This is a genomic window from Lysobacter sp. GX 14042, from assembly GCF_021390425.1.
GTDB lineage: Bacteria > Pseudomonadota > Gammaproteobacteria > Xanthomonadales > Xanthomonadaceae > Novilysobacter.
Genome location: NZ_JAJUWY010000006.1, coordinates 166,181 through 191,709 on the forward strand (window position 1 = coordinate 166,181; position 25,529 = coordinate 191,709).

The following is a 25,529-nucleotide window of genomic DNA, read 5'->3' on the forward strand; positions in this document are numbered from 1 at the left end:
CCCGGCCAAAGGCCGCACCCGGAACCGGTTTCCGCTCAGTCCAGGTCCACCGTGTCCCGGTCCTGCCCCTCCTGCCCGCGCGGATCGACCCCGAACAACAGCTTCACCCCCGCCAGCATCTGCCCCTCGTTGAGCCAGACCTGCGCGTCCTGCACATCCAGCCGCAGCAGGGTGATGCGCGGATCGTTGCGGCCCTCGAACCAGGCTTCGACCATCGGGCTCCACAGCCGGTCCATCACCCCCGGGTCGTTGTCCACCGACAGCCGCCCGCGCATGGAGGCGAACAACGACAGGCCCTTCTTGGTGAAGGTCGCGACCGCGGACTGCGGAGTGGCGAGGGCGCGGGCAAGATCGGTCTCGCTGGAGGTGAAGAACCAGAACGGGGAGTGGTTGCCGTCCATGAGCAGCGTCATCGGCTGGGGGGGCGCGGCGCCCGCGCCGTCGAGCCCGATCATCACGAAGCGGTCCTGCTGGAAAGCGTCCCAGAGCTTGCCGGCGATTTCCTGTTGGGTGGCCATGGAGGTCCCTGTGGTGTGGGGGAGCCGCAGTCCTAGCAGGCTTGCCGTTAGCCCGGCGTCGCCCGTCGACTGGGGCGGCTTCGTCGCGCGCCGGGCTTTCCGCCTGGACGTGCCCGACGTGGATCACGGGCACGGCGCCGATCGCGATACAGTGCCGGTGCCGCAGACCACCAGGAGTCGTACATGAGCAGGAACGAACAGCGCCCTCCGGCTACCACCACCGGTGCCGGGGCACCCGCGCCCAGCGACCGCGATTCCCTCACCATTGGTCCCGACGGCCCGATCGTCCTGCACGACGTGCACTTCCTCGAGCAGATGGCGCATTTCAACCGCGAGAAGGTCATCGAGCGCCAGCCACACGCCAAGGGCGCCGGCGCATTCGGGATCTTCGAGACCACGGCCGATGTTTCCCGCTACACCCGGGCGGCCCTGTTCCAGCCCGGCACGAAGACCGACTTGCTGATCCGCTTCTCCACCGTGGCCGGTGAGATGGGCAGCCCCGATACCTGGCGCGACGTACGCGGCTTCTCGCTCAAGTTCTATACCAGCGAAGGCAACTACGACCTGGTCGGCAACAACACGCCGATCTTCTTCGTCCGCGATCCGATGAAGTTCCCGCACTTCATCCGCAGCCAGAAGCGCCTGCCGGACTCCGGGCTGCGCGACAACCACATGCAGTGGGACTTCTGGACCCACAATCCCGAGTCCGCCCACCAGGTCACCTACCTGATGGGGCCGCGCGGCCTTCCACGCACCTGGCGCCACATGAACGGCTACGGCTCGCACACCTACATGTGGATCAACGACGCAGGCGAGCGGTTCTGGGTGAAGTACCACTTCCACACCCGGCAGGGTATGGCGTTCTTCAGCAACGCCGAAGCCATGGAGATGGCCGGGCGCGACGCCGACTTCCACCGCCGCGACCTGTTCGACGCCATCGCCCGCGGCGAGCACCCGCAGTGGACGCTGTCGGTGCAGGTGATGCCCTACGAGGACGCGAAGACCTACCGGATCAACCCTTTCGACCTGACCAAGGTGTGGCCGCACGCGGACTACCCGCTGATCGAGGTGGGCGTGATGACCCTGGACCGTAATCCGGAGAACTTCTTCGCCCAGGTCGAGCAGGCGGCGTTTTCCCCGGGCAACACGGTGCCGGGCATCGGGCTGTCGCCGGACAAGATGCTGCTCGGGCGCGCCTTCGCCTACAACGACGCGCAGCGCAACCGCATCGGTGCCAATTTCCACCAGCTGCCGGTGAACCAGCCTAAGGTGCCGGTGAACAGCTATCTGTTCGATGGCCCGATGGCCTACCACCACAGCGGCGCCGCACCGGTGTATGCGCCCAACAGCGGCGGGCGGCCCTGGGCCGAGTCGTCGGGCACCGCGGACGATGGCTGGGAGGCGGACGGCGCGATGGTGCGCAGCGCCTATGTGCTGCGCGCGGACGATGACGACTTCAGCCAGCCTGGCGTGCTGGTGCGCGAGGTGTTCACCGAGGCCGAGCGCGGGGCACTGGTCGAGCAGGTGGCCGGCAGCCTGCTGGGCGGCGTGCGCAGCCCGGTGCTGGAGCGTGCCTTCGAGTACTGGAAGAACATCGACCCGGACGTGGGTGCCCGGATCGAACGGAAGGTGAGGACCGATGGCGCCCGGGAGCCGGCGGCGGGCATGGGCGAAAGCTGACCGTCCGATGTCCAGCCGATTGCTGAAACCGTTCCTGTCGACCTGGCTGACCGGCCTGCTGGCGGTGTTGCCGCTGGTGATGACGCTGGGGCTGGTGGTCTGGGTGGTCGGGTTGCTGAACCGGTTCGTCGGCCCCGACAGCATGCTCGGGCGCTCGTTCTCGGTTCTCGGGGTGTTCGCCGGCAACCCGTTCCTGGCCTGGCTGGCGGGCACTGCGCTGGTACTGGCCGCCATCTACGTGCTGGGACTGGTGGTCCAGTCCCGGCTGCGGGCGCCGGTGATGGCGTTGCTGGACAGCTCGATGCGGCGGATTCCGCTGCTGGGTCGGGTCTACGACGTCGCCGAGCGCTTCGTGGCGGTGCTGGGCGACCGTGGCAAGACCGCCGACATCGCGGCGATGAGCCCGGTGTGGTGCAGCTTCGGCGAGTCCGGGGTGAAGGTGCTGGGGCTGCTGCCGAACCCCGAGCCGCTGGCGATCGCCGGCCAGCCCCACCTCGCGGTACTGGTGCCGACCGCACCCATCCCGGTGGGTGGCGGGCTGCTGTATGTGCCGGTGCAGTGGGTCGCGCGCGCCGACATCGGAGTCGACACCCTGACCAGCGTGTACCTGTCGATGGGCATCACCGCACCGGTCGCGGCGCCCGGTGGCAGGCGGCGGGCGCGGTGACGGGGACTGCGCGCCCGGACGCGCGGCTACAATGCCCGGCCCACGTCGCGGAGCCCCTGCATGCACACCTCACCGGACTGCCCTGACTGCGGCAAGGACAACACCTGGTCGGACGGCACGCTCTTCTCCTGCCCCGACTGCGGGCACGAATGGGCGCCCGGCGATGCGGCGGCCGGCGGCGGGCCCGTGGTGCGCGACTGCAATGGCAATCCGCTGGAGCAGGGTGATTCGGTGGTGGTGATCAAGGACCTGAAGGTGCGGGGCAGTTCCGTACCGCTGAAGCAGGGCACCATGATCCGCAACATCCGCCTGGTCGCGGATGATCCGGAGCACATCGAGGGGCACTCCGACCGGATCCGCGACCTCGTGCTCAAGACCTGCTTCCTGCGCAAGGCCTGATGGCGCCGATTTCCGACACCGCCAACGTGCTGGCCCGGCACGACCTGCCCGGCATCCTGGCCGCCATCAACGCCGAGGTGCGCGAACGCTTCGGCGAGGGCAGGGTCGCCGATTACATCCCGATGCTCGGTTCGGTGCCGGTCGACCGCTTCGGCATGGCCCTGGTCGCGCTGGACGGCCAGGTGCATTGCGTGGGTGACGCCCGCGAGCCGTTCTCGGTCCAGAGCGTGTCCAAGGTCCATTCCCTGACCCTGGCGCTGGAGGTGGCCGGCGCGGAACTGTGGGACCGGGTGGGCCGCGAGCCGTCGGGCGTGCCGTTCAACTCGCTGGTGCAGCTGGAGTTCGAGGGCGGCGTCCCGCGCAACCCGCTCATCAACTCCGGCGCGCTGGTGGTGGCGGACGTGATCCTGTCGCACTACCAGCGACCACGCGAGGCCCTGCTGGAGTTCATGCGGGCACGCTCTGGCAACGCCTCGGTCGGAGTCGACCGGGAGGTGTTCGCCTCCGAGAAGCAGACCGGCTACCGCAATACCGCGCTGGTCAACTTCATCAGGAGCTTCGGCAACATCCACAACGACATCGACGCGGTTCTGGACTTCTACTACGCCCAGTGCTCGCTGGAGATGGATTGCCTGGACCTGGCGCGCAGCGTGCTGTTCCTGGCCGACGAAGGCCACTGCCCGGTATCGGGCGTGGGAGTCACCCGCCCCGACCGGGCCAAGCGCATCAATGCGGTCATGCTCACCTGCGGCACCTACGACGCGGCCGGCGATTTCGCCTTCCATGTCGGGCTTCCCGCCAAGAGCGGGGTGGGCGGCGGCATCGTCGCCGTGGTGCCGAAGGTGATGAGCCTGTGTGTCTGGTCGCCGGGCCTGGACACCAAGGGGAACTCGCTGCTGGGCGGCTATGCCCTGCACCGTTTCACTGAGATGACCGGACTGTCGATCTTCTGACCGGACGCCGGCGCCCGGTGTCAGGTGCCGGTTTTCTTCGCGGCGGCCTTGGCGGGTGCTGCGGGGGTCTTGCGGCGTGCGGTCTTGCTGACGAAGGGGCGCAGCGGGGTGTTGCCCAGCACTTCGATGCGGCCGCCCTGCTTCTTGAAGTCGGCGATGTGGCTGGCGATGGCCTGGCTGGTCAGGTGTGCGGCGTTGGCGCCGCTGCGGCTGAAGGTGCGGCGCAGCGGGGCGCTGGCGGGCTTGGCGGCGGTGGTCTTGGTCTTGGTGTTGCTCTTGGACATGGGATCTCCAGTCATTACGGATGGGCCGAACGCGTCGGGGATGCGGTCGGGGCGGGAATGTCGGCGGAAATGCAGCACGCGCAGGCGGCTGCGCGTCTCCCCCGCGGGCGCCGAGGCGGTCCAGGGCTCCAGCGCGAACCCCTGCGCTTCCAACAGGCGGGTGAACAGCCCGCGGCCGCCGCGGCCGGAATCGGTGAGCACGACCTCGGCGGCCCCGCAGGCGTGGCGCTCCACCACCTCGGCCAGCAACCGGGCGTGGTCGCGCTCGTACATGACGTCGCTGGCGATCAACACGTCGAAGCGGCCGAGCGTGGGCAGCGGCGTGGTCCAGTCGAGCTGGCGGTAGGGCACCGCCTCCAGGCCATTGAGCGCGGAGTTGTAGGCCAGGAACGGCTCGGCCTGCGGGTGGATGTCGGTTGCCACCACCTGCGCGCCGCGGCGCTGGAGCACCAGGCTGGCCGCGCCGATGCCGCAGCCGACCTCCAGGAAGCGCTTGCCTTCGATGTCGAAGTGCGACATGACCTCGGCGAGCAGTTCACCGGCCGGCCACAGCTGGCCGAACAGGCTCCACTGGGAGCAGGAGATCCCCAGCCGGGCGCCATGCCCGTCGGGATCGGAGAACTGCTGCAGGTCGGTGAGCACGCGCAGCCGGTAGCATTCACCACCGGCGTGGAGCTCGATGAGGCGGACCTCGAATCCGGGCAATTGACTCCCTCGGGAGCAGGCGCCATGGGCGCGGCGACGGGCGGGCGTCGGACCTGCTCCACCGGGGGCAGGACGTGCTGCGCAGCGGCGCAACACGGCCATTATACGAATCGCGCCTGAACAAGGGCTTTGTTGCGTATTGACGGGCGCGCGCCCAAATGATTGGGCGTCGGGGGCGTGCCGGGGTGGCGCCGGCGAGCGGTAGAATGCGCGCAGACAATCCCCTTTGGGGGAGGGGATGAGCGGAATGCCTTGGCTGTTGCCCTTGCTGGGCGTGCTGGTGGTGGTGGGACTCGCCTGGGCCGGATGGCGGCGGGCGCGGCCACGTGGCGCACCTGCGCGCGGCGGCGGGCGCCGGCGTGCGGGCGCGGGCTTCCCACCCGACCCAACGATCACCGCTGCATCGACGCTGCGGCGTGACGGCCTCCGCCGCCTGCACGGGCTGCCATTCGGGGCGGCCGGCGAGGCCGCCACGGCGACCGGATCCGCGCATGCGGCGGTGGTCGCGCGGACCGTCGAGGCGTTGCAGAAGGTCGGCAGCGACATCCGTAGCACGCCGCGTCGGCCCGGCCTGCTCCCGCAGCTGACGCGGACGGTGAACGATCCGCACGCCTCCGGCATGGCGATCGCCGGGATCGTGGCCCAGGATCCGACCCTGGCCGCGCGCCTGCTGAAGATCGCCAACAGCGCGCTCTACCGGGTGCAGTCGCGGCCGGTCGAGAGCCTGGAGCGGGCGGTCGCCTCGGTGGGCACCGACGGCATCCGCCGGCTGGTGGCCGCCGCGCTGGTCCAGCCGGTCATGGGCGCCCCGGGCGAGGGGGTGTTCGGCGAACTTGCGCGCCAGGTCTGGACCCACACCGAACTGTCGTCGGCCGCCGCGGCGGAGCATGCCCGGCGCGGCGGCGGTGCCGATGCCTTCACCGTCCAGCTGGCCGGCCTGATGGTCGGGCTGGGGTCGGCGGTCGTGGTGCGGTCGGTACGCGAACAGTACCTGCGCCGGCCGGCGCTGGTACCCGATGCCGAGGTCACCTTCGCCCTGCTGGATGGCTGGTCGGTGCCGGTGGCCCGGCGCATTGCCCGCCAGTGGGAGCTGTCGGATCCGCTGGGTTCCGTCCTGGACGCGCTGCAGGAACCGGGCTCGGCCGCGACCGGCGCGCGTTCGCTGCGCTTCGGCAGCGCCGCCGCGTCGATGGCGATGCTTTGCCGCGCGGGCGGGCTCTCCGCGGACGAGGCGCTCGCACGCCTCGCCGGCATCGAGGCCGACGCGGAAGCCGTCGAGTCGGTCTGGCGCCGGCTCTGCCGCAGCCTGGAGGAGGGCGGTACGCCCGCATGAGCCGCCGTTCCGGAAGCGCCGACCTGCCGCTGCACGGCGGCCGCGTGCCGCAGTGGCTCGCCACCCGCATGACCCGGCTGGGTACGGTGATCACCCAGGCGATCGTGCACGAGTACGGCCGCGACGAGCTGCTGCGCCGCCTGGCCCATCCGTTCTGGTTCCAGTCCTTCGGTGCGGTGATGGGGATGGACTGGCATTCCTCGGGCATCACCACCAGCGTGATCGGCGCGCTCAAGCGCGGCCTGCAGCCGCTGTCGGGCGAACTGGGCATCCACGTGTGCGGTGGACGCGGCCGGCATTCGCGCGCCACCCCGGGCGAGCTGCTGGCGATCGGCGAGCGGGTGGGGATCGACGGCGCGGCGTTGGCCGCGGCCAGCCGGATGGTCGCCAAGGTCGACAGTGCCGCGGTGCAGGACGGCTTCGACCTGTACCTGCACGGCTTCATCGTCACCGACGACGGCCACTGGGTGGTGGTGCAGCAGGGCATGGACAGCGAGCGGCGCCAGGCACGCCGCTATCACTGGCTGTCGGAAGGGCTGGAAAGCTTCCTTGACGATCCACATGCGGCGGTCGACGGACCCGGGCGGGGCAGCATCATCAATCTGGCCGACCGGCGGGCACGGGCCTCGCGCACGGCGCAGGTGGCGCTGCTGCATGAGCTCGGACCCGACCGCATCGCCCGGGAGCTCGGGCTCATCGATCGCGGCAACGCGGTGCCGGCGGCCCCGCCGGCGCCCGGCGCACAGATGGAGCTGATGCCGCACCTGTCGATGCCCGACCGCCATGAGGTCAAGGCAAGCGACATCGTCACCCGGCGCCTGCACGGGAACCTGGCCGCGGCGGCGGAGAACGGGCCGAAGGACTTCAGCGGCCTGCTGCAGGTGCCCGGGGTGGGCGCACGGACGGTCCGTGCCCTGGCCCTGGTGGCCGAGGTGCTGCACGGCGCCCCCTGCCGCTTCACCGATCCGGCGCGGTTCTCGCTGGCGCACGGGGGCAAGGACCGCCACCCGTTCCCGGTGCCGTTGAAGGTGATGGACCACACCATCGGCGTGCTCAAGGGCGCGGTGGAGGGCGCGAAGCTCGGCCGCGACGAGCAGCTGGCGGCGATCCGCCGGCTCGACGAACAGGCCCGGCGGCTGGAACGGGTAGCAACCGGCCCGTCGGTCGACGAGCTGATCGCCCGCGAGCGGGCACGCTCGCATGCCTACGGCGGGCGCAGCATCTTCGGCGTGGAGCCCCCGCCCGCCGTGTGATGAGCGCTGCGGCGGGCCGTCAGTCGACAGCCTTCGGCGTGCCGGCCTCCGGGTCCACGGTGCGGTAGCGGCGGTACTCGTCGTCGTGCACGTGGTCGAGTGCCTCGCAGACCTCGGGCGACAGCGCCTGCAGGTCCAGCACCACCTTTTTCTCGTGCACGGCGCGCACCGCGGTGCGGGGAATGGTGAAGTCGCCGCCGTTCTGGATGTTGATCACCAGCTCGTTGTCGCGCACCTCGCGCACGGCGGCCACGCCCATCTCGCCGTCCGCCACGAAGACCATGTAGCCGGGTTCGATCCGTTCGTCCATCGAGTCCTCCTGTGGAGCGTGCGTACGCTCCGCGTCGTATGCGTCTGCCTGGCGCACTGTGGCCGCCAAGTAGGCAAGGCAGCGTGACATCCCCGCACCCCCCGCGACCGCGGCTGGATTGACCCACGTCAGTGCCGCCGGCGCGCGCCGGGCGCAACATGGCGGACAGCATCAGGAGGCATCCATCATGGAATTCCACGTGCAACTGCCGGCTGCCGGGGTCGACATCGACGCCATCGAGGATGGCCTGCTGGACCTCGATCCCGCCGCCGTGGCCGACCTGGGTGCCGGCGGCGTCCTGCGGGTGGCGACCTCGGCCGACGCGCGGGACATCGCCCGGGTGCTCGCCGGGCATGGACACGCGGTCACGCCGCAAGACGTGGTGCTGCAACCGTCGGTGTGTTGCGGCAGCTGCAGCGGCTGAGCCTGCCTAGAGCTGCGACTCCAGCGGCAGCCAGCCCAGCACCCGGGTGGTGGCCCGCAGCCAGGCCGGGGCGTGCGGCTCCCGGTCCAGCATCAATGGCGGATCGGCGGTGGCGTCGCGCCAGCGCAGCCCGCCATCGGCGGCAAGTACCACTTCGTAGCTCTGTTCCGGGGCGACCAGACGGTCGTACTCGGCCTTCACCGCGGCTGCAATGGCGGGATCGTCGAACAGCACCCCCATCTCGGTGTTGAGGTTGGCCGAACGCGGGTCGAGGTTGAAGGAGCCGACGAACCCGAACCGGCCGTCCACGACGAAGGCCTTGGTATGCAGGCTGGCTCCGCTGCTGCCCAGCAGGCCGGCATTGCCCTGGGCGGGACTGGCGCGCAGTTCGTGCAGTTGCACACCGCCACGCAGCAATGGCACGCGGTAGCGCATGTAGCCGCTGTGCACCGCCGCGACGTCGTTGGCGGCCAGCGAATTGGTGGCCACGCCGACCTGCACCCCGTGTTCGACCAGCGCAAGCAGGCCGGCGGTGCCGGCCTCCCCCGGGACGAAGTAGGGCGATATCAGCCACGCCGAAGCACGTGCATCGGCCAGCAGCGGCATCAGGCGCGCCAGCAGCCACCGGTCGCGGTCGCCACCGCGTTTGCGCGGCGGGTCGGAGGCGACCAGCAGGCGCCCGGTCCAGAAGGGCTCGAGCGCGCGGGCGTGGTAGTCGATCATCCCGCGTGAGCCGACGACGCGCCGCAGGTACGGCGATGCGCGCTCCAGGCCGGCTTCGTCCTCCAGGCCATTGACCGCCTGCCGGAGCTCCTGCGGGGTCATGCGGTGCAGGGCGGCGATGGGAACCACCGCGTCGCTGTTCCAGAAGCCGTCGAAGATCGTCGACGCCTGCTCGACCGCGGGCCCGAACAGCAGCAGGTCCAGGTCGCGGAAGTTCACCTCGGCGTCGGCGGCGAAGTACTCCTCGCCGATGTTGCGCCCGCCGACCACCGCCACCCGGCCATCGGCGATCCAGGCCTTGTTGTGCATGCGGTGGTTGATGCTGAAGACCCGCTGCACCATTTCCACCAGCCGCCAGATGCCCCCGCGGTTGCGGAACGGGTTGTACAGCCGGATCTCGATGAGCGGGTGGGCGTCCAGCGCCAGCCATTTCGGATCCAGGCCCCGTGCGTTGAGATCGTCCAGCAGCAGGCGGACCCGGACCCCGCGCTCGGCGGCGGCGTGGACCTCGCGGGCCAGCAGCCGGCCGGTGAAGTCGTCGTTCCAGATGTAGTACTGCAGGTCCAGGCTGCGTCCTGCGCGTCGGGCAGCCATCGCCCGGGCGGCGAAGGCGTCCAGCCCGTCGGACAGCAGCAGGACGCCGGTACGGCCGGGTTCGCGCGCCAGCAACGGCGCCAGTTCACGATCGATGGGGGTCTGGTCCGGCACCGGTGGCAGCGCGTGGGCGGGCGCGCCGGTGGCGGGCGGAGTCAGGTGGTCGGCCAGCAGCAGGCCACTGCCGACCAGCAGCACCGGGACCAGCAGGCCCAGCCACAGCCAGCGCATCGCGCGTGTCATCCGGTTCCCTCGCCTCCAGCCGCCCCCGGCGGCGTGCGCAGCCTAGCACCCGCGGGCGATTCAGCGCCGGCGGGGTATCCTGTGCGCCTGTGACGGCACGTGTTCCAGGAGATCCGCCATGGCGACCGGTTGGGCCGGTGACGGCGCGGTACAGGACCAGATCGACGCGACGGTGTCGGACGCGATCAAGCGCGCCCGAAGCCGGTTGGGGCAGGGCCCGGGACTGGCCCGGTGCGAGGAATGCGATACGGAGATTCCCAGGGCCAGACGCGATGCCGTGCCGGGGGTGCGCCTGTGCATCGCCTGCCAGGAGGCCGCCGACCGCGAGGCCGCCGCCGGCGGTGGCTACAACCGCCGCGGCAGCAAGGACAGCCAGCTGCGCTAGGCCTCGGGCAGCTCGAGCAGTGCGGGCTTCGCCGGCTCCGGCGTGTCCAGGTTCGGTGCCGGGCGTGGCGGCGGCATTCCGTGCCAGCGCCGCACGGTGCGCTGGAAGAACAGGTTGTTGGGGACCTGCAGGGTGGTGCCTTCGCTTTCCCCGCCGGTCTCCTGGAGGATGGTGTAGACCAGCCGGATGTCGACGATGCGCCCGCGCAGGCCCGGCTTTTCGCCGTTCTCCAGCAACTCGACGTAGTCGTAGAGGCGGAAGGGACGGGTGGTCAGGATCAGGACCGTGCAGAAGATGTTGGACAGCACGCTCCAGGCGGCGAAGAACGCCACCGCGCCGACCGCCGCGAAGCCGGTGAAGGCGGTCCACAGCACCGTCGCCGAAACGCCGAGCCGCTCCAGGACCAGCAGGAACGCCGCCCCGTAGATGACGAAGCGCAGGAGCCGCCGCCCTCCGATCGCCAGCTGTGGCGGCAGTTCGTAGCGCACCGCGCTTTCGCGGATGAGCCGTGACGAGACGCGCGCCAGGGCCCAGGCCACCACCAGGATCAGCAGCACCTGCGCGACCGGTATGGCGACGTCGATCCAGGCGTGCATCCAGGCTGGAAGGTTTTCTCTCATGTGGTGCGGACGAGTGGGGGCAGGCCGCCAGTCTAGCCGCGTGTCCGCTCCAGGCGCTGGATCCGCCTGCGCCAGGTCCCGGGGGTCTGCGGCTTGACGAACAGGGCGACGATCTCCGGGTGGCGCTCGCGCACCGCCGCCTCGATGCGGTTCACGCAGGCCTCGATCCGGGGCGTATCGAGGGCGTCCTCGAATTCGGCGCTGAGCGCGGCGACGATCGTTTCCGGCCCGACCTGCTGGGTGATCACGCCGTTCGCGTTGCGCAGGTCGGGATCGGCGCCGGCCACCTCCATGATGGTCTGGCAGATCCGGGGATCGGCGGCCTCGCCCAGCAGCAGGCCCTTGGTTTCCCGCGCGAGCAGCATCGCGGCGACCGCCAGTACCAGGCCGATGCCGATCGAGGCCACCCCGTCCAGGCGGGCGTCACCGGTCAGGTGTGCGGCGGTGACGCCGACCAGGGCGATCAGCAGGCCGATCAGCGCCGCGCTGTCCTCGAACAGCACGGTGAACGTGCTTGCGTCCTTGCTGCGCCGGAACGCCTCGAACCACCCCAGGCTGCCCTTCGCCTTGCGGAACGCCCTGAGCGCGACCGACCACGAATAGCCTTCGAACAGCAGCGAGGCACCCAGCACGACGTAGTTCACCACCGGCGAGCGCATCGGTGCCGGGGCCCGGATGTGCGTGATGCCCTCGTAGATCGACACGCCCGCGCCAAGCGCGAACACCAGCAGGGCCACGATGAAGGCCCAGAAATACAGCTCCCGGCCATAGCCGAACGGATGGCTGGCATCAGCCGGGCGGCCGGCCCTGTGCATGCCGTACAGCATCAGCAGCTGGTTGCAGGTGTCGACCAGCGAGTGCACGCCCTCGCTGAGCATCGCCGAGCTGCCGGTGATGCCCGCGGCGATGAACTTCACCACCGCGATTGCGGCATTGCCGAGCAATGCCGCGATGACGACCTTCCTGCTTTCCCGCTGCGCCATGTGGGCTGGTTATCCGGGTGGGCGTGGGCGCGATGCTCCGGATGCGACCATGAAGCAGGCGTGGAGGGGCTTGCCGCCGCTTTGACGTGCGCGGGAGGACGATCCGCTCATCGCGCCACCGGCGCCTCCCTGGAGCGGCAATATGCGAAACACCACGACCCTGTTGTGCGCGGCGCTTGCGGCCGTGTCCCTGAGCGCCTGCGGACCGGGTGCGGACGACGGCGGCGCGGCGGGCACCGACACCAGCCGCCAGCCCGACGGCGTCAATGCCGCCGGCGATGGCCAGCGGCTGGGTGCCGGGGCGGAGGGCCGCCGGCCCGATCCGGATCCTGGCAGCACGGTGGACGCGATCGCCGGCAACGAAACCGGCAATGCGCAGCGTCCGGCGGCCATGGGCGATGCGCCGCTGGCGGTGGCCGAAGAGGGCGCGGGGGGGCCGTACCTGACCAACAGCGCGGGCTCGGCGCTCTACTACGTCGAAGGCGACACCGACGGCAGTGCCTGTACCGGTGACTGCACCCGTGCCTGGCCTCCGTTCCTGGCCGGCGACACCATGCCCGGTGCCAGCGCCGGGCTCCAGGCCGGCATGATCGGTACGGTCACCCGGCCCGACGGCCAGCGCCAGATCGCCTACGACGGGCACCCCCTTTACCGCTATGCGGCGGATACCGGCGCCGGCGGGACCGCCGGCGTCGAGGTGCAGGACCAGTGGGGCCATTGGCACCTGATCGGGCCGGACGGCCAGCCGGTCGGGCAGGCTCAGTAGCCCCGGCGCCGCTCGGCCAGCTCCTCCAGCTGCTTGCGCAGCTTCTGGCAGGCGCCACGGATGGCGGCCTCCATGGTCTCGTCCTTGTGGCTCGCCGCCACCGGGTCGGCGCCGCTGGGCCGGGCCTCCAGCGAGCACTGCTTGTCCTGCTCGCCCGGCTTGATCGAGTTGGCGTCCGAGAGGTAGGCCTCGATGCGGGTCAGGGTCGTGGCGTGGTGTCCCAGGTATTGCTGGATCATCTCCTCCACGCGTGCCTGGAGCGCCTCGTGGCCATCGATGTGGTTGTCGGTGTTGACGTGGATCTGCATGGATTCCCTCGCGTGCGTTGCCGCAGTCGAATCTAGTCGCGGGGGTGTCGGCTGGCCGTGACCGTCACGCCTGCGGGTGCGGCGTTGCGGTGCTCAAGGCCACCCCGGGCTGGTGGTCCGGCTGCGCGGCCAGGCCGCTGGCGCGCAGGGCCGGCATGGCCAGCGCGACCGCATCCCGCCCGGCCTGGATCGCATCGGCGGCCAGGTGGAAGTCCATGATCCCCATGTGGCCGATCCGTGGCGCGATGGCGATGTCCGGCGGATCCCCGGCCATCCGGCTGCGGGTGATCCGCACCTGCATGATGTCGATGCTGGCGGTCACCACGCTGAGCATCGACGGGGACCAGGCACCGGTGCCGGAGCCGGGGAGCAGGTGGCCGAGCCACTGCATGAAGTCGCTGCCGCTCCGGGGTTCCGGAGGCTGCAGGGTGCGTCCGAGGATGTCGCTGGCCAGGTCGACCGAGATCACCACGTCCGCCTCCATCGCCCGCGCCACCGAGATCGGCACCGGATTGACCAGGCCGCCATCGGCCAGCAGCTGCTCGCCGCGGGCCACCGGCGGCAGCAGGGCGGGCAGGGCGATTGAAGCGCGCACGGCATCGAGCAGCGGGCCGGAGCGCAGCCAGACCTCGGCACCGGTCTGCAGCACCGTGGCGGTGGCGGCGTACTCGCGCTCCAGGTCCTCGATCCGGCAGTTCCCGAGCTGGGCGCCGAGGAAAGCCATCAGCTTCTCGCCGCGGATCATCCCGCCGCCCAGGCTGAAGTCCAGCAGCGAAAACACTTCCCGCCTGGCCAGCGCACCGACCCACTCCTCCAGCCAGTCCAGCCGCCCCGCGGCATAGACCCCGCCCACCAGCGCACCGATGGAGGTGCCGGCCACCACGTCGGGCCTGATGCCGGCGTCCTCCAGGGCGCGGATCACCCCGATGTGCGCCCAGCCCCGGGCCGCGCCCCCGCCCAGGGCGAGGCCGATACGCGGCATGCGCCGGTCGCTCATCGTGTCTGCATCCATGGCCATGTACCGGTGCTAGGGTACCGGCACACAAGGGAGACCGGCCATGCTGGTGGAACGCCTCGCCGCGACGCGCGACCTGGGCCGTCTGCAGGAGATCGCGTCGATCCTGATCCGCCACGGGTTCGGCGACGTCGTGCGCCGGCTGGGCCTGGGCCGCCTGCTGCGCCGGGCCGGGAGCGTGCTGCCGACCGGTGGGCTGGAGGCCCTGGTGGAACTGCCGGCGCCGGTGCGCGTGCGTTGCGCGCTGGAGCAGATGGGTCCGACCTTCGTCAAGCTCGGGCAGGTGCTGGCCACCCGCGTCGACCTGTTCCCGCCGGACTGGATCGCCGAGTTCGGCAAGCTGCAGAACCAGGTGCCCGCGGTGCCCTGGGAGCAGGTGCACGCCGCGCTCGTCGCTGCGCTGGGCACCGGGCCCGACGAGGCTTTCGCCCGCTTCGAGCGCAAGCCGCTGGCAGCCGCCTCCATCGCCCAGGTCCACCGCGCCGTGCTGCACGACGGCAGCGAAGTGGTGGTCAAGATCCGTCGCCCGGGCATCCGCAGGGTGGTCGAGGCCGACATGCGCCTGCTGCAGCGCGGTGCCCGGGCGCTGGAGACCCACCTGCCGGAGCTGCGGCAGTTCCAGCCTCGGGCGATGGTCCGCCAGTTCCGCGCCTCGCTCGCGCGCGAGCTGGATCTCGCCGCCGAGTGCCGCCACGCCGAGCGCATCGTCGCCGACCTGGCCGACTGCACCGACCTGGTGGTGCCGCGGGTCCACTGGGAGTTCACCAGCGAGCAGGTCAACGTGCAGGACTTCCTCGACGGCATCGGCGTGGGCGAGGTTGAGGCGCTCGACGCGGCCGGGCTGGACCGCAGGCTGCTGGCCCGCCGCGGGGCCCGGATGGTGCTGCGGATGATGTTCTCGACCGGCCTGTTCCATGCCGATCCGCATCCGGGCAACGTGCTGGTGCTGCCGGACAACCGGATCGGGCTGATCGACTTCGGCATGGTCGGCCGGCTCGGCGACCAGCGGCGGGCGGAAGTGGTGGCGCTGCTGGACGCCCTGGTCCGCCGCGACGCCGAGCGGGTCGCCGACCTGCTGCTGGACTGGAGCCGCCGGCCCGGCGAGGGCGAGGAGCTGCTGCTGCAGGATGTCGACAACCTGCTCGACCGCTTCCATGGCGTGCCGCTGGGCCAGCTCGACCTGTCGGCGATGCTGCTGGACGTCACCGCCCTGTTGCGCGCCAACCAGCTGGTGCTGCCGGCCGATCTGGCGCTGCTGGTCAAGGTGTTCGTGACCCTGGAGGGGCTGGGCCGCAAGCTGGACCCCGACTTCGACATGGCCGCCGAGGCCGAGCCCTTCCTGCGCGATGCGATGACCCGGCAGTACTCGCCGGTGCGGCTGGCGCGCGAGGGCATGCGTGCGATGGGCGACACCGCGCGCCTGTTGGCCAGCCTGCCCCGCGACCTCAGGCGGCTGGTCCGTTCGGCGCGCGCCGGCAGCCTGAAGCTGCATGTCGACATCGACCACCTGCAGCGCTTCGGCGCGCAGGTCGAGCACTCCGCCAACCGGCTGACGGTGGGCGTGGTGCTGGCGGCGCTGATCGTGGGTTCCTCGATCGCGCTGACGGTGAAGGGCGGCCCGACCCTGCTGGGGCTGCCGCTGTTCGGGTTGCTGGGTTTCGTCGGTGCGGCGATCGCGGGTGCGTGGCTGGTCTTCTCCATCTGGCGCAGCGGCGGCGGCAAGTAGCGGCCCGTCATCCACGCGCACGCGGGGATCCATGGGCTTGGGGTTTGTCGGGAGGGTGCGTGGTCCTTCGGGACCTTCGCGGGGGAGCCGGCTGTCGTGGGGGAGAGGCCGCCCTCCTGACGGGCCTTCGGCCCTTTTTGAAGTCGGGCGGCCTCTCCCCCACGACAGCCGGCTCCGGACAGTTGGCGATGGCTTCGGAGGTACGCCTTCCGGATACGACACCGCGGCCATGGCTCCCCGCGTGCGAGGGGATGGCGGGTGAGGAGGGCTCAGGCCGTCCGGGTTGGATCGACAGGGTCGGCGGCGGCGCCCCCGCGGTCCGGGCAGCCCCAGTTGAGGATCGGCGTGCCCGCCGGCAGCACCTCGCGGAACATGTCGACGCGCTCGGCCTTGGGGTTGACCACCACCGGTTCGGCGGCCTCCATCAGCAGGGGCAGGTCGGCGCTGCTGTCGGAGTAGGCGCGCACCACCGGGCCGGTGAAGCCGGCTTCGCGGAGCATGGTCATCTTCATGCGGAAGTGGCAGTGGCGCACCGCGACGATGCCGCCCAGGCGGGGGCCGACGGCGGTGCCGACCACGGGCAGGTCCTGGTGGGCGACGAAGGCGAGGATCGCGCGGGCCAGTTCCGGCGGCGCGCCGGTGGCGACCACTACCCGGTCGCCGGCTTCGCGGTGGCGGGCCAGGACCTCCAGCGCCAGTGGCAGCAGGCGTCCGCGGATTTCGTCCTCGTGCAGGGCGACGTAGCGGTCGATGCGCGCGTCCAGGGCCTTCGGCCCGCGCAGGCCGACGGTGCCGGCCCAGACGAAGCCGGAAATGCCCACGCGCCGGGTCGGCAGGAAGGCGATCATCGGGCCGAACACGGGGGCAATCAGCGCCGCCAGCACGGTCCGCCACCAGTCGCACAGCACCAGCCACTTGAACAGGTGCCCGCCGGAATCGCCGTCGTAAAGGGTGTGGTCGAAGTCGAACACCACCAGCGGGGCGTCCGGGCCGGCCTTGTCCCCGCCGGCGGTCGCGACCTGTCCGCCGTCCGGGGCGGTCTTCTGCGCAGTCATCCGGCAAACATACCCTGCAGGGCGGCGCCGGGGTCGCGTTCGCGCATGAAGCCCTCGCCGATCAGGAAGGCGTCGATGCCGGCGGCGCGCAGGCGCTGCACGTCGGCGCGGCTGGCGATGCCGCTCTCGGTGACCAGCAGCCGGTCGGGCGGCACGGCGTCGCGCAGCTGCAGGGTGGTGTCGAGCGAGACGCTGAAGTCGCGCAGGTTGCGGTTGTTGATGCCGACCATGTCGCAATCTGCCTGCAGCGCGCGCTCGAGCTCGTCGATGTCGTGGACCTCGACCAGCACGTCCATGCCGAGCTCGTGGGCGAGGTTGGACATCTCCACCAGCGGCCCGTCCTCGAGCGCGGCGACGATCAGCAGGACGCAGTCGGCGCCGATCACCCGGGCCTCGTAGACCTGGTAGGGATCGACGATGAAATCCTTGCGCAGCACCGGCAGCGTGCAGGCCTCGCGGGCCTCGTCCAGGTAGCGGTTGCTGCCCTGGAAGAAGTCGACGTCGGTCAGCACCGACAGGCAGGCGGCGCCACCGGCCTGGTAGCTGCGGGCGATCGCCGCCGGGTCGAAATCCTTGCGGATCAGGCCCTTGGACGGGCTCGCCTTCTTGACCTCGGCGATCACCGCGGCCTCGCCGGCGTCGACCTTGCGGCGCATCGCGGCGGTGAAGCCGCGGGTCGGCGACTGCTGCGCGGCGCGCGCGCGGATGCTGTCGAGCGAGCGGATGCGGCTGCGCTGGTCCACTTCCTCGTGCTTGCGGTCGAGGATCTTCTGCAGGATGTCGGTCATGGGTCTCTCATGCCCGTCATTCCCGCGGAAGCGGGAATGACGGAGTGGGCGGCTATTGTCCCGCGAGTTCGCGGGTGGTGGCGACGAACTGGTCGAGCTTGGCTTTCGCCGCGCCGGTGGCGATGGCCTTGCGGGCGCGGTCGATGCCATCGGCGATGTCCTCGGCGACGCCGGCGACGTACAGGGCCGCGCCGGCGTTGAGGGCGACGATCTCGCGCGGCAGGCCTTCGCGGCCCTCGATCGCCTCCAGCACCATCGCCTTGGACTCGGCCGGGCCGGCCACGGCCAGGTTGCGGCTGGCGGCCATGGCGATGCCGAAGTCCTCCGGGTGGACCTCGTACTCGCGGACCCTGCCGTCGCGCAGTTCGCCCACCAGCGAGCCGGCGCCCAGCGACAGCTCATCCATGCCATCGCGGCCCCAGACCACCAGCGCGCGCTCGGCACCGAGCTTCTGCAGCACGCGTACCTGGATGCCGACCAGGTCGGGGTGGAACACGCCCATCATGATGTTGGGCGCGCCGGCCGGGTTGGTCAGCGGGCCGAGGATGTTGAACAGCGTGCGCACGCCCATCTCGCGCCGGATAGGGGCGACCACCTTCATCGCCGGGTGGTAGGCCGGGGCGTACATGAAGCCGATGCCGGTGCGGGCGATGGATTCGGCGACCTGCAGCGGCTCCAGCTCGATCGCCGCGCCCAGTGCTTCGAAGGCGTCGGCGCTGCCCGAACTCGACGACACGCTGCGCCCGCCGTGCTTGGCCACCCGGCCCCCGGCGGCGGCGATGACGAAGGTCGAGGCGGTGGAGATGTTGAAGGTGTTGGCGCCGTCGCCGCCGGTGCCGACGATGTCCACCAGGTGGCGGCGGTCGGCGACCTCGACCCGGCGGGCGAACTCGCGCATCACCCGCGCCGCGCCGGCGATCTCGCCGACGGTCTCCTTCTTGACCCGCAGGCCGGTGATGATCGCCGCGGTCATCAGCGGACTGACCTCGCCGCGCATGATCTGGCCCATGAGCTCGACCATCTCGTCGTGGAAGATTTCGCGGTGCTCGATGGTGCGTTGGAGGGCTTCCTGGGGGGAGATAGGCATAGGGCGAGGAACGAGTTGAGAGGAGTGGGGTGGAGCGAGGAACGAGTTAAGAGGAGTGAGGAACGAGTGGGAGCGATTGGGGGATGTCTGGTGCCCGTCATCCCCGCGTACGCGGGAATGACGGACGGGACCGCGCAATGACGTATCAGGAGTCGAGGAAGTTCTGCAGCAGGGCGTGGCCGTGTTCGGTGAGGATGGATTCGGGGTGGAACTGGACGCCTTCGACGGGGTGCTCGCGGTGGCGCAGGCCCATGATCTCGTCGAACACGGGGACGCCGGAGTCGTCGGCGGGGGCCTCGGTCCAGGCGGTGATCTCCAGACAGTCGGGGACGCTGTCGCGGGCGACCACCAGGGAGTGGTAGCGCGTGGCTTCGTAGCCGTCGGGGAGGCCGGCGAACACGCCCTGCCCGCGGTGGCGGATCGGGGAGGTCTTGCCGTGCATGATCCGTTTCGCGCGCACCACCTGGCCGCCATAGGCCTGGCCAATCGCCTGATGGCCCAGGCACACGCCCAGGATCGGAGTGCGCGGGCCAAGGCGTTCGACCAGCTGCAGCGAGATGCCGGCTTCGTTGGGGGTGCACGGCCCCGGGGAGATCACGATGCGCTCCGGGGCCAGCCGCTCGACCTGCTCGACCGTGAGCTCGTCGTTGCGCACGACCTTCACCTCGGCCCCGAGCATCTGCAGGTACTGCACGAGGTTGAAGGTGAAGCTGTCGTAGTTGTCGATCATCAAGAGCACGCTGTCATCCCCATTGTCCGCTGCAGCACTTCGTCAAGCCGGCAATGATCGGCTTCCCGCTTTTTCCCGGAACGCCGCGCGAGGTTTTGCAGCTTCCTGCGTACTCCGGGCAGCTCTGCGGCATCAGGCAATCCAATCAGTCCAAAATCCGGGTGTTCACGCTCTACGGACCAGAGGAAGGCTCGCGAGGGTTCATCCAGCCAGCCGTCGATGCGCTGCAGGAGCTGGGCACGGTTCTCCAACAGGTGAGCCGCACTCGTCGGCTCAGCAGTCATGCCCTTGAAATGGGCGTTGAACATCGCCTCGAAGTCCACCGGATCCCGTGGCGCCAGGATTTCCCATGCCGGCTTGGGACTGCAGGTGAGATATACGAGGAAGGTGCGCCAGAGCCTTTCGTCAGTTCGCGGATCCGCCAGCAACAAGCCGATGTCGAACAGATCCCGGGGATGCTGTCGTGACAGTGCGGCAACCAGCTTTCCGGCATAGAGATCGGCGAAATCCAGCACTTGTGCGGAAGCAAAGCCAAAGGCTTCTTCCACCTTCGGCCGAACCGTCATTGCGCGTACCGGGTGCGCCGCTCCCCGCATCACCGGTGTGGTTTCGATCTGCACGCGAGCGCGGCCACGACTTGCAATCAGGCGTGACATGACAGCCTGTGCGCCCCCGCCTGCCGACGTCTGTACCTGCAAGCCGAGCGGACGGTTACGCAGCAAGCCTGCCAGTCTTTCAAGTGCGGACGCGATCCGGGCTGCGTCCTCGGCAAAGGCCCCAACAGGCAACCAGACCAGGTCGAAATCGACCGACAACCGTGGGAGATCGTGCTCGAACAAGTTGATGGCGGTGCCACCTTTCAGCGCAAAGCGCGGCTCCTGCGCCAGTACCGGCAAGATGTCCACCAGCAATTGGACCCGCTCGGCGTACCGGCTATCCCAGGTGCTCATCCAGATCTCCCGGGATGGTGATTTGATAGGTGGGATGCAGGCGCCCGCCGGGTACCAGCGAGCGCTTCCCGCTGCCAAGCTCGACGCCGTCGAGCGCGAGGTGATCCAGCCAGGAATGGTGATGGCGTTCGGCCAGGGCGAGGAACAAGCGCTTGGCCTTGATGCTGTGGCAATGGCGCAGCAGCACGCTCAGCCGTTTGGGCCGCAGGGTGGCCATGGCCTGCAGCAGGGCATCGATCTCATAGACCAGCGCCGCCTTCGGCGGCGCATCGCACAGTTCCAGGATTGCCCGTTCGGGAGTGGAGCAGACGATGCCTTCTACGCCCTGCACGTTCGTGCGCCGCTCAAGGCCTTGATCAAGAAGGGCCTGCCTCGGGACATCGGGGGTGAAGCCAAGTACCGGGAAATCAAAAGGCCCCTTGCCGCAGGAGTCGAAACGCTCGCTCAACGGCAACTTGGCCGCCCAGCCGGGCAGGCGATCCATTCCATAGAGCGTCACCGTGGGCGCTTCTCCCAGACGCAGGTAGTGCTCGTATCCCTCCCAGGCCAGCGCGAATCTTCCACCCACGTGGAGCGACAGGCATTCTCTGGCCTGCAGGGTGCGCACTACGCCCTCCCACTGCACGCGTCCGCCCTTCCTCATGTAGACGCCGCGCGCCGGCGACACCAGCCAGCCGCTGCCTACGTAGCGCGCAACGAGGCTGCTGGAGTACCCGTGCGCACGCAACCAGCGGCTGGAGACCAGGTCAGTGTCCCCGAGGCGCTCCATCAGAAGGTTCAGCTTTTGCGGATTTGAGTCACTCATGGTGAGGACAATACAATTTTTTCAAACCGCGGTTCCCGCAAGGCGGGTTCCTGATCTGGATCAGCGCGGCCACCGCGGGTCGGGCGCAGTCTTGCGGTTCCATCCTGTGGAAGAACGAGATGACGACCGCCAACGCCCAGCAGGTCCCGGATTACACCCCCCACCCCTTCGATGCGCGCGGCATCGCGCGGCGCTTCCGCCACTCGGCGATCTTCGGTGCGCTGGGCGCGCTGCAGCCGGGCGAGGCGATGCGCTTCGTCAACGACCACGACCCGATTCCGCTGCTGGCGCAGATCCAGGACCGTTTCGGGGAGAAGGTGGAGATCGCCTACCTGCAGCGCGAGCCGGGTGCGATCGTGATCGATTTCATCGTGCGGGAGTGAGCCATGGCGTTCCCGGAATTCTTCGACCAGGCGCCGGTGCTGTACCTGCGTGACGGGCTGGCGCAGATGCTCGGGGCCACGCCCGACGGCGTCATCGAATACCGCTACGCCGATGCCGTGCGCCTGGCCGGGCACTCCTGCCCCACGGTGGCCGGTGCCTGGCTGTGCGCGCGGGCCGGGCTGCGGGCGCTCTACGGGGCGCAGACGCCGGAGCGCGGAGGGGTGGCCGTCAGCCTGCCGGAATGCGAGGACGCGGGTGTCGCCGGCGTGATCGGCCAGGTGCTGACGCTGGTGACTGGAGCCGCGGGTCCCGGCGGGTTCAAGGGCCTGGCCGGCCGGCATGCGCGCAACGGGTTGCTGCGCTACGGCGATGCCGTGGCCAGCGGGATCCGCATGCGGAGGATGGACAACGGCGAGACGGTCGAGGTCGAGCTTGATACCTCTGCGGTGGCGGTGCACCCGGAGCAGCGGCAGTTGATCGCGCTGGTGCTGCAGGGCCAGGCCACGCCGGCGCAGCAGCGGCGTTTCGGCGAGGTCTGGCAGGATCGCGTGCGCCGGCTGCTGCTGGAGCATGCCGACGACCCGGCGGTGATCCGGGTCACCCGCGTGGGCAGCGACACCCCGCGGGCCCGGTTCGGCTAGGAGTGCCCGCCGCCGCGCGGGGCGGACGGACGGCGCGGGACTCACAGCCCGCGCGCCGCGTCGGCCACGGCGCGGAACAGCGCGCGGCCCTTGTTCATGGTCTCGTCCCACTCCTTCTGCGGGTCGGAGTCGTGGACGATGCCGGCGCCGGCCTGCACGTGCAGCCTGCCGTCCTGGATCACCGCGGTGCGGATCGCGATCGCCATGTCGGCATCGCCATGCCAGCCCAGGTAGCCGACCGCGCCGGCATAGACGTTGCGGCGGATCGGTTCGAGCTCGCGGATGATCTCCAGCGCGCGCCGCTTCGGCGCGCCCGACACGGTGCCGGCCGGGAAGGTCGCGCGCAGCACGTCGGCGTAGCTCATCCCGTCCTTCAGGGTGCCGGTGACCTCGCTGACGATGTGCATGACGTGGCTGTAGCGCTCGATCACGAAGGACTCGCCGACCTGCACCGTGCCCGGCTCGCTGACCCGTCCGGTGTCGTTGCGGCCCAGGTCCAGCAGCATCAGGTGCTCGGCGCGCTCCTTGGGGTCGGCCAGCAGCTCGGCCTCCAGCGCGGCGTCCTCCTCCGGCGTGGCGCCGCGCGGACGGGTGCCGGCGATCGGGCGCACGGTGACCGTGCCGCGGCCGTCGGCCCCGTGCTCCAGGCGGACCAGGATCTCCGGCGAGGCACCGACCACCTGCATCTCGCCCATGTCGAGGAAATACATGTACGGCGAGGGGTTGAGCGCGCGCAGCGCGCGGTAGACATCGACCGGCCGGGCCTTGAACGGCACCGACAGGCGCTGGCTGAGCACCACTTGGAAGATGTCGCCGGCGCGGATGTACTCCTGGGCCTGCTCGACGGCAGCGATGAAGCCTTCGCGGCTGAAGCCGGAAACGAAATCCGCCTCTTCCAGTCCCGCCGAATCAAGGGTTTCGGGATACGCGGCGCCGGTCCGCAGCCGGTGGACCAGCTGGTCGAGCCGGCGCTGCGCGCGCGGATACGCCTGCGCCTCCGCCGGATCGGCATGCACGACCAGGTAGAGCCTGCCCTTGAGGTTGTCGAAAACCGCGACCTCCTCGCAGAGCATCAGCAGGATGTCCGGCGTCCCCAATTCATCAACGGGCCCCTCGCTCCCGCCCCCCGTAGCCCGGGAAGGCGAAGCGCGCCCGGGACCCGGCACCCCCGCCAGCCGCGGCTCCACGAACCCCACGCACTCGAACCCGAACCACCCCACCAGCCCGCCGGTGAACCCCGGCAGCCCCTCCAGCCGCGGTACCGAATGCAGGGTCCGGAGGCGCTCTACCTCCGCGAACGGATCGTCCACCTCCCGCGCCTCGACCAGCTCGCCGTGCTCGGTGACATACAGGGTGTGGCCGGCAAAGGCATACACCCGCCGCGCCGGCAGGCCGATGATCGAGTAGCGGCCGAAGCGTTCGCCGCCCTGCACCGATTCGAACAGGCAGGTGTGCGGGCCGTCGGCCAGCTTCAGGTACACCGAAAGGGGGGTGTCGAGGTCGGAATGGACCTCGCGTACGACCGGGATGCGGGTGTGGCCGTCAGCGGCGAGCTGGCGGAAGCGGTCGTGCTGGGGATCAGTCGAGCGTGTCTCGGGCGGGGTCATGCGGCATTACCTGCAGGTGCGACGGGGCGTTGACGGTGGACGGATGCCACCATCGCCAACCCATGCCGGCGGTGCAGGAACGCGGGTGTGCCCGGGAGATCATCAGGCCACTTTAGCGGGTCGGCGCGGGCGGGGATAGGGCTTCGGGTAGTTCGTGGCGGGAAGCCGGCTGCTGCGAGGGGGGTGCTCCGCGCTCCTGACGGCATCCATGCCTTTAAGTCGCGGCGTGGGCCCGCTCCGCGGTCCGGCCCGGCGCAGCGCGCCGGGCGTTCAGCCGGGCGCGCGGCAGTGCCGCGCAAGCCGCCCGGCTTCACCCATGGCCCACTCTCCGCACCCCCCTCGCAGCATCCGTCTTCCATCACGATCTGTGCTGCGGGGAGTTTTCGATGGATTTCGGTTTCCGTCACCGCAACCCGGATTCGCGGGCTTGACGACAGAGCTGAGAGTAGGACGACCTTTGCTTTCCCCAGGCCAGCCGTGAGGAGCCGGATGTCGTGGGGGAGAGGCCGCCCGACTTCAAAAAGGGCCGAAGGCCCGTCAGGAGGGCGGCCTCTCCCCCACGGCAGCCGGCTAGCCGCGACCTACCCGAAGCCCAAGCCTCTGGCGAACAGCGGGCAGTCCGGTGGCAGGTGCATCCGCAGGCGGGCCGGCTCGCAGCTGATCCGGAAGTGGCGCGCACTGACCGGCTCGCCGTCGAGGTTGAGCACGAACGCCTCGCCCGATTCCAGCTCCACCCACGGCAGCCGGGCGCGGACGGCGATGGACTCCAGCGCATCCCCCCTGCCCTCCGCCATCAGCTTCGAGACGGTCTCGCCCAGCGTGTCGGACAGGTCCGGGATGATGGTCACGTCGAGCAGCCCGTCGTCGATCAGTGCGTCCGGGCACAGCGCCTGGCCGCCTCCCGCCTGCCGGCCGTTGCCGATCCCCAACGCGATGAAGCCGCCGTGCCATTCGAATGCCGCCGCCCCGCTCCCGGCCGGTCCGTGGACGCGCGCATGCACCGGGTCGATCCGGCCGAGGCTGGCGATCCCGGTGACCAGGTAGGCCAGTCCGCCGAGCATCGTCTTCAGGCCCGCGCTGGTGTTGACCGTGACCTGGGTGCCGAATCCACCGCTGGCGAGGTTGGCGCACCAGTGCTCCGCGCCGTCGGCCTGGATGCGCAGCAGGTCGAGCGGTCGTGGGTCGACATCGGCCACCAGGGCCAGCGCCGCTCCGGGCTCCTCCGGAATGCCGGCCGCGCTGGCGAAGTCATTGGCGGTTCCCAGCGGCACCAGGCCGAGCGAGGCAAGGCCACCGTCGCGATGGGCGGCCATGGCGGTCGCGACCGCGCTGAGGGTGCCGTCGCCGCCGGCAGCGATCACCGTCCCGACGGCGTCATCGACCGCCTCGGCAATGAAGCGGTCGGCATCGCCTTTCTCCCAGGTCACGCGCACGCCGACCTCGATCCCGCGGTCGCGCAGGTTTCCCACCGCCTCGCGCAGGCGCGGATCACCCGCGGCCTTGCCGTTGAGGACCAGTCTCCAGCGCTCCGCACCACCCGGTCGATGCTCCATGGCGCCAGCTTCGGTGCACCCGCGTGTAGCCGGGGTGGGC

At 70.3% G+C, this 25,529-nt stretch carries 28 protein-coding genes; 12 read left to right on the plus strand and 16 right to left on the minus strand.

The window, feature by feature from the left end; all coding sequences use genetic code 11:
• Nucleotides 1-35: 35 nt before the first annotated feature.
• Nucleotides 36-518, minus strand: a complete 483-nt coding sequence (locus LY625_RS10050) for a pyridoxamine 5'-phosphate oxidase family protein (protein ID WP_233740066.1) — start codon at nucleotides 516-518, stop codon at nucleotides 36-38.
• 183 nt (nucleotides 519-701) lie between these two features.
• On the opposite strand from LY625_RS10050, the gene LY625_RS10055 reads away from it, so the two are divergent.
• From LY625_RS10055 to LY625_RS10070, 4 genes are read left to right on the plus strand one after another with little or no spacing between them, the layout of a single operon-like run.
• Nucleotides 702-2,198 (plus strand): catalase, encoded by a 1,497-nt coding sequence (locus tag LY625_RS10055; RefSeq protein WP_233740067.1) that lies wholly within the window; start codon nucleotides 702-704, stop codon nucleotides 2,196-2,198.
• Between the two features lie 7 nt (nucleotides 2,199-2,205).
• Nucleotides 2,206-2,865, plus strand: coding sequence for a DUF502 domain-containing protein (locus LY625_RS10060; RefSeq protein WP_233740068.1), 660 nt, complete (start codon nucleotides 2,206-2,208; stop codon nucleotides 2,863-2,865).
• A gap of 60 nt (nucleotides 2,866-2,925) precedes the next feature.
• A complete protein-coding gene (locus LY625_RS10065) occupies nucleotides 2,926-3,264 on the plus strand; it encodes a zinc ribbon domain-containing protein YjdM (RefSeq protein ID WP_233740069.1) in 339 nt (112 codons plus the stop codon).
• The gene (locus LY625_RS10070; RefSeq protein WP_233740070.1) at nucleotides 3,264-4,217 is read left to right on the plus strand and encodes a glutaminase; all 954 of its coding nucleotides are present in this window, start codon (nucleotides 3,264-3,266) and stop codon (nucleotides 4,215-4,217) included. Before LY625_RS10065 ends, LY625_RS10070 begins: the two co-directional genes overlap by 1 nt.
• Nucleotides 4,218-4,237: 20 nt before the next feature.
• Here LY625_RS10070 and LY625_RS10075 read toward each other — a convergent pair whose 3' ends face one another.
• Nucleotides 4,238-5,206, minus strand: coding sequence for a protein N-lysine methyltransferase family protein (locus LY625_RS10075; RefSeq protein WP_233740071.1), 969 nt, complete (start codon nucleotides 5,204-5,206; stop codon nucleotides 4,238-4,240).
• Nucleotides 5,207-5,444: 238 nt separating this feature from the next.
• Here LY625_RS10075 and LY625_RS10080 point away from each other — a divergent pair, with 238 nt between their 5' ends.
• Nucleotides 5,445-6,539, plus strand: coding sequence for an HDOD domain-containing protein (locus tag LY625_RS10080; RefSeq protein WP_233740072.1), 1,095 nt, complete (start codon nucleotides 5,445-5,447; stop codon nucleotides 6,537-6,539).
• Nucleotides 6,536-7,792 carry a DUF763 domain-containing protein gene (locus LY625_RS10085; RefSeq protein ID WP_233740073.1) on the plus strand — a complete coding sequence of 419 codons (1,257 nt, stop codon included), beginning with the start codon at nucleotides 6,536-6,538 and terminating at the stop codon, nucleotides 7,790-7,792. The genes LY625_RS10080 and LY625_RS10085 overlap by 4 nt, the downstream gene beginning before the upstream one ends.
• Nucleotides 7,793-7,811: 19 nt before the next feature.
• Here LY625_RS10085 and LY625_RS10090 read toward each other — a convergent pair whose 3' ends face one another.
• Nucleotides 7,812-8,102 carry a hypothetical protein gene (locus LY625_RS10090; RefSeq protein ID WP_233740074.1) on the minus strand — a complete coding sequence of 97 codons (291 nt, stop codon included), beginning with the start codon at nucleotides 8,100-8,102 and terminating at the stop codon, nucleotides 7,812-7,814.
• A 187-nt stretch (nucleotides 8,103-8,289) separates the two neighbouring features.
• On the opposite strand from LY625_RS10090, the gene LY625_RS10095 reads away from it, so the two are divergent.
• A complete protein-coding gene (locus LY625_RS10095) occupies nucleotides 8,290-8,526 on the plus strand; it encodes a hypothetical protein (RefSeq protein ID WP_233740075.1) in 237 nt (78 codons plus the stop codon).
• A gap of 6 nt (nucleotides 8,527-8,532) precedes the next feature.
• Here LY625_RS10095 and LY625_RS10100 read toward each other — a convergent pair whose 3' ends face one another.
• On the minus strand, nucleotides 8,533-10,074 hold the full coding sequence (locus tag LY625_RS10100) for a phospholipase D family protein (RefSeq protein WP_233740107.1): 1,542 nt from the start codon (nucleotides 10,072-10,074) through the stop codon (nucleotides 8,533-8,535).
• A 130-nt stretch (nucleotides 10,075-10,204) separates the two neighbouring features.
• Between LY625_RS10100 and LY625_RS10105 the strand changes: the two genes are divergently transcribed.
• Complete coding sequence (locus LY625_RS10105) at nucleotides 10,205-10,471, plus strand: DksA/TraR family C4-type zinc finger protein (protein WP_233740076.1); 267 nt, start codon at nucleotides 10,205-10,207, stop codon at nucleotides 10,469-10,471.
• On the opposite strand, the gene LY625_RS10110 is transcribed toward LY625_RS10105, so the two are convergent.
• A complete protein-coding gene (locus tag LY625_RS10110; RefSeq protein ID WP_233740077.1) occupies nucleotides 10,468-11,091 on the minus strand; it encodes a mechanosensitive ion channel family protein in 624 nt (207 codons plus the stop codon). The genes LY625_RS10105 and LY625_RS10110 overlap by 4 nt on opposite strands.
• 32 nt (nucleotides 11,092-11,123) lie before the next feature.
• Complete coding sequence (locus tag LY625_RS10115; RefSeq protein ID WP_233740078.1) at nucleotides 11,124-12,074, minus strand: cation diffusion facilitator family transporter; 951 nt, start codon at nucleotides 12,072-12,074, stop codon at nucleotides 11,124-11,126.
• A gap of 142 nt (nucleotides 12,075-12,216) precedes the next feature.
• On the opposite strand from LY625_RS10115, the gene LY625_RS10120 reads away from it, so the two are divergent.
• Entirely contained in the window at nucleotides 12,217-12,840 is a 624-nt protein-coding gene (locus LY625_RS10120) for a hypothetical protein (protein ID WP_233740079.1), read from the plus strand.
• Here LY625_RS10120 and LY625_RS10125 read toward each other — a convergent pair.
• Both LY625_RS10125 and LY625_RS10130 read right to left on the minus strand, forming a co-directional pair.
• A complete protein-coding gene (locus LY625_RS10125) occupies nucleotides 12,834-13,148 on the minus strand; it encodes an HPF/RaiA family ribosome-associated protein (RefSeq protein ID WP_233740080.1) in 315 nt (104 codons plus the stop codon). The two genes, LY625_RS10120 and LY625_RS10125, sit on opposite strands and share 7 nt — an antisense overlap.
• 64 nt (nucleotides 13,149-13,212) lie before the next feature.
• Nucleotides 13,213-14,166, minus strand: a complete 954-nt coding sequence (locus LY625_RS10130; protein ID WP_233740081.1) for a patatin-like phospholipase family protein — start codon at nucleotides 14,164-14,166, stop codon at nucleotides 13,213-13,215.
• 40 nt (nucleotides 14,167-14,206) lie between these two features.
• On the opposite strand from LY625_RS10130, the gene LY625_RS10135 reads away from it, so the two are divergent.
• On the plus strand, nucleotides 14,207-15,889 hold the full coding sequence (locus tag LY625_RS10135) for an AarF/UbiB family protein (RefSeq protein ID WP_233740082.1): 1,683 nt from the start codon (nucleotides 14,207-14,209) through the stop codon (nucleotides 15,887-15,889).
• 269 nt (nucleotides 15,890-16,158) lie between these two features.
• Here LY625_RS10135 and LY625_RS10140 read toward each other — a convergent pair whose 3' ends face one another.
• From LY625_RS10140 to LY625_RS10165, 6 genes are all read right to left on the minus strand, one after another.
• Nucleotides 16,159-16,944 (minus strand): haloacid dehalogenase-like hydrolase, encoded by a 786-nt coding sequence (locus tag LY625_RS10140; RefSeq protein WP_233740083.1) that lies wholly within the window; start codon nucleotides 16,942-16,944, stop codon nucleotides 16,159-16,161.
• Nucleotides 16,941-17,732: an indole-3-glycerol phosphate synthase TrpC gene (gene trpC / locus LY625_RS10145; protein ID WP_233740084.1), complete on the minus strand. Its 792-nt coding sequence runs from the start codon at nucleotides 17,730-17,732 to the stop codon at nucleotides 16,941-16,943. The genes LY625_RS10140 and trpC overlap by 4 nt, the downstream gene beginning before the upstream one ends.
• Before the next feature lie 52 nt (nucleotides 17,733-17,784).
• On the minus strand, nucleotides 17,785-18,819 hold the full coding sequence (gene trpD, locus LY625_RS10150; protein ID WP_233740085.1) for an anthranilate phosphoribosyltransferase: 1,035 nt from the start codon (nucleotides 18,817-18,819) through the stop codon (nucleotides 17,785-17,787).
• Nucleotides 18,820-18,964: 145 nt separating this feature from the next.
• Complete coding sequence (locus LY625_RS10155) at nucleotides 18,965-19,558, minus strand: aminodeoxychorismate/anthranilate synthase component II (RefSeq protein ID WP_233740086.1); 594 nt, start codon at nucleotides 19,556-19,558, stop codon at nucleotides 18,965-18,967.
• Complete coding sequence (locus LY625_RS10160) at nucleotides 19,549-20,499, minus strand: nucleotidyl transferase AbiEii/AbiGii toxin family protein (protein WP_233740087.1); 951 nt, start codon at nucleotides 20,497-20,499, stop codon at nucleotides 19,549-19,551. The genes LY625_RS10155 and LY625_RS10160 overlap by 10 nt, the downstream gene beginning before the upstream one ends.
• Nucleotides 20,483-21,304 carry a type IV toxin-antitoxin system AbiEi family antitoxin domain-containing protein gene (locus LY625_RS10165; RefSeq protein WP_233740088.1) on the minus strand — a complete coding sequence of 274 codons (822 nt, stop codon included), beginning with the start codon at nucleotides 21,302-21,304 and terminating at the stop codon, nucleotides 20,483-20,485. The genes LY625_RS10160 and LY625_RS10165 overlap by 17 nt, the downstream gene beginning before the upstream one ends.
• Nucleotides 21,305-21,423: 119 nt before the next feature.
• Here LY625_RS10165 and LY625_RS10170 point away from each other — a divergent pair, with 119 nt between their 5' ends.
• Complete coding sequence (locus tag LY625_RS10170; protein ID WP_233740089.1) at nucleotides 21,424-21,687, plus strand: DUF2249 domain-containing protein; 264 nt, start codon at nucleotides 21,424-21,426, stop codon at nucleotides 21,685-21,687.
• A gap of 3 nt (nucleotides 21,688-21,690) precedes the next feature.
• The gene (locus tag LY625_RS10175) at nucleotides 21,691-22,329 is read left to right on the plus strand and encodes a hypothetical protein (RefSeq protein WP_233740090.1); all 639 of its coding nucleotides are present in this window, start codon (nucleotides 21,691-21,693) and stop codon (nucleotides 22,327-22,329) included.
• A 41-nt stretch (nucleotides 22,330-22,370) separates the two neighbouring features.
• Here the strand turns inward: LY625_RS10175 and trpE are convergent, their stop codons facing one another.
• Nucleotides 22,371-23,936: an anthranilate synthase component I gene (trpE, locus tag LY625_RS10180; protein WP_233740091.1), complete on the minus strand. Its 1,566-nt coding sequence runs from the start codon at nucleotides 23,934-23,936 to the stop codon at nucleotides 22,371-22,373.
• Nucleotides 23,937-24,517: 581 nt separating this feature from the next.
• A complete protein-coding gene (yegS, locus tag LY625_RS10185; RefSeq protein WP_233740092.1) occupies nucleotides 24,518-25,489 on the minus strand; it encodes a lipid kinase YegS in 972 nt (323 codons plus the stop codon).
• Between the last annotated feature and the right edge of the window lie 40 nt (nucleotides 25,490-25,529).

What these genes read in the sequence shown, in the direction of transcription:
- LY625_RS10050 (WP_233740066.1), bottom strand. Translation starts at nt 518, where the DNA reads ATGGCCACCCAACAGGAAATCGCCGGCAAGCTCTGGGACGCTTTCCAG.
- LY625_RS10055 (WP_233740067.1), top strand. Translation starts at nt 702, where the DNA reads ATGAGCAGGAACGAACAGCGCCCTCCGGCTACCACCACCGGTGCCGGG.
- LY625_RS10060 (WP_233740068.1), top strand. Translation starts at nt 2,206, where the DNA reads ATGTCCAGCCGATTGCTGAAACCGTTCCTGTCGACCTGGCTGACCGGC.
- LY625_RS10065 (WP_233740069.1), top strand. Translation starts at nt 2,926, where the DNA reads ATGCACACCTCACCGGACTGCCCTGACTGCGGCAAGGACAACACCTGG.
- LY625_RS10070 (WP_233740070.1), top strand. Translation starts at nt 3,264, where the DNA reads ATGGCGCCGATTTCCGACACCGCCAACGTGCTGGCCCGGCACGACCTG.
- LY625_RS10080 (WP_233740072.1), top strand. Translation starts at nt 5,445, where the DNA reads ATGAGCGGAATGCCTTGGCTGTTGCCCTTGCTGGGCGTGCTGGTGGTG.
- LY625_RS10085 (WP_233740073.1), top strand. Translation starts at nt 6,536, where the DNA reads ATGAGCCGCCGTTCCGGAAGCGCCGACCTGCCGCTGCACGGCGGCCGC.
- LY625_RS10090 (WP_233740074.1), bottom strand. Translation starts at nt 8,102, where the DNA reads ATGGACGAACGGATCGAACCCGGCTACATGGTCTTCGTGGCGGACGGC.
- LY625_RS10095 (WP_233740075.1), top strand. Translation starts at nt 8,290, where the DNA reads ATGGAATTCCACGTGCAACTGCCGGCTGCCGGGGTCGACATCGACGCC.
- LY625_RS10100 (WP_233740107.1), bottom strand. Translation starts at nt 10,074, where the DNA reads ATGCGCTGGCTGTGGCTGGGCCTGCTGGTCCCGGTGCTGCTGGTCGGC.
- LY625_RS10105 (WP_233740076.1), top strand. Translation starts at nt 10,205, where the DNA reads ATGGCGACCGGTTGGGCCGGTGACGGCGCGGTACAGGACCAGATCGAC.
- LY625_RS10110 (WP_233740077.1), bottom strand. Translation starts at nt 11,091, where the DNA reads ATGAGAGAAAACCTTCCAGCCTGGATGCACGCCTGGATCGACGTCGCC.
- LY625_RS10115 (WP_233740078.1), bottom strand. Translation starts at nt 12,074, where the DNA reads ATGGCGCAGCGGGAAAGCAGGAAGGTCGTCATCGCGGCATTGCTCGGC.
- LY625_RS10120 (WP_233740079.1), top strand. Translation starts at nt 12,217, where the DNA reads ATGCGAAACACCACGACCCTGTTGTGCGCGGCGCTTGCGGCCGTGTCC.
- LY625_RS10125 (WP_233740080.1), bottom strand. Translation starts at nt 13,148, where the DNA reads ATGCAGATCCACGTCAACACCGACAACCACATCGATGGCCACGAGGCG.
- LY625_RS10130 (WP_233740081.1), bottom strand. Translation starts at nt 14,166, where the DNA reads ATGGCCATGGATGCAGACACGATGAGCGACCGGCGCATGCCGCGTATC.
- LY625_RS10135 (WP_233740082.1), top strand. Translation starts at nt 14,207, where the DNA reads ATGCTGGTGGAACGCCTCGCCGCGACGCGCGACCTGGGCCGTCTGCAG.
- LY625_RS10140 (WP_233740083.1), bottom strand. Translation starts at nt 16,944, where the DNA reads ATGACTGCGCAGAAGACCGCCCCGGACGGCGGACAGGTCGCGACCGCC.
- trpC (WP_233740084.1), bottom strand. Translation starts at nt 17,732, where the DNA reads ATGACCGACATCCTGCAGAAGATCCTCGACCGCAAGCACGAGGAAGTG.
- trpD (WP_233740085.1), bottom strand. Translation starts at nt 18,819, where the DNA reads ATGCCTATCTCCCCCCAGGAAGCCCTCCAACGCACCATCGAGCACCGC.
- LY625_RS10160 (WP_233740087.1), bottom strand. Translation starts at nt 20,499, where the DNA reads ATGAGCACCTGGGATAGCCGGTACGCCGAGCGGGTCCAATTGCTGGTG.
- LY625_RS10165 (WP_233740088.1), bottom strand. Translation starts at nt 21,304, where the DNA reads ATGAGTGACTCAAATCCGCAAAAGCTGAACCTTCTGATGGAGCGCCTC.
- LY625_RS10170 (WP_233740089.1), top strand. Translation starts at nt 21,424, where the DNA reads ATGACGACCGCCAACGCCCAGCAGGTCCCGGATTACACCCCCCACCCC.
- LY625_RS10175 (WP_233740090.1), top strand. Translation starts at nt 21,691, where the DNA reads ATGGCGTTCCCGGAATTCTTCGACCAGGCGCCGGTGCTGTACCTGCGT.
- trpE (WP_233740091.1), bottom strand. Translation starts at nt 23,936, where the DNA reads ATGACCCCGCCCGAGACACGCTCGACTGATCCCCAGCACGACCGCTTC.
- yegS (WP_233740092.1), bottom strand. Translation starts at nt 25,489, where the DNA reads ATGGAGCATCGACCGGGTGGTGCGGAGCGCTGGAGACTGGTCCTCAAC.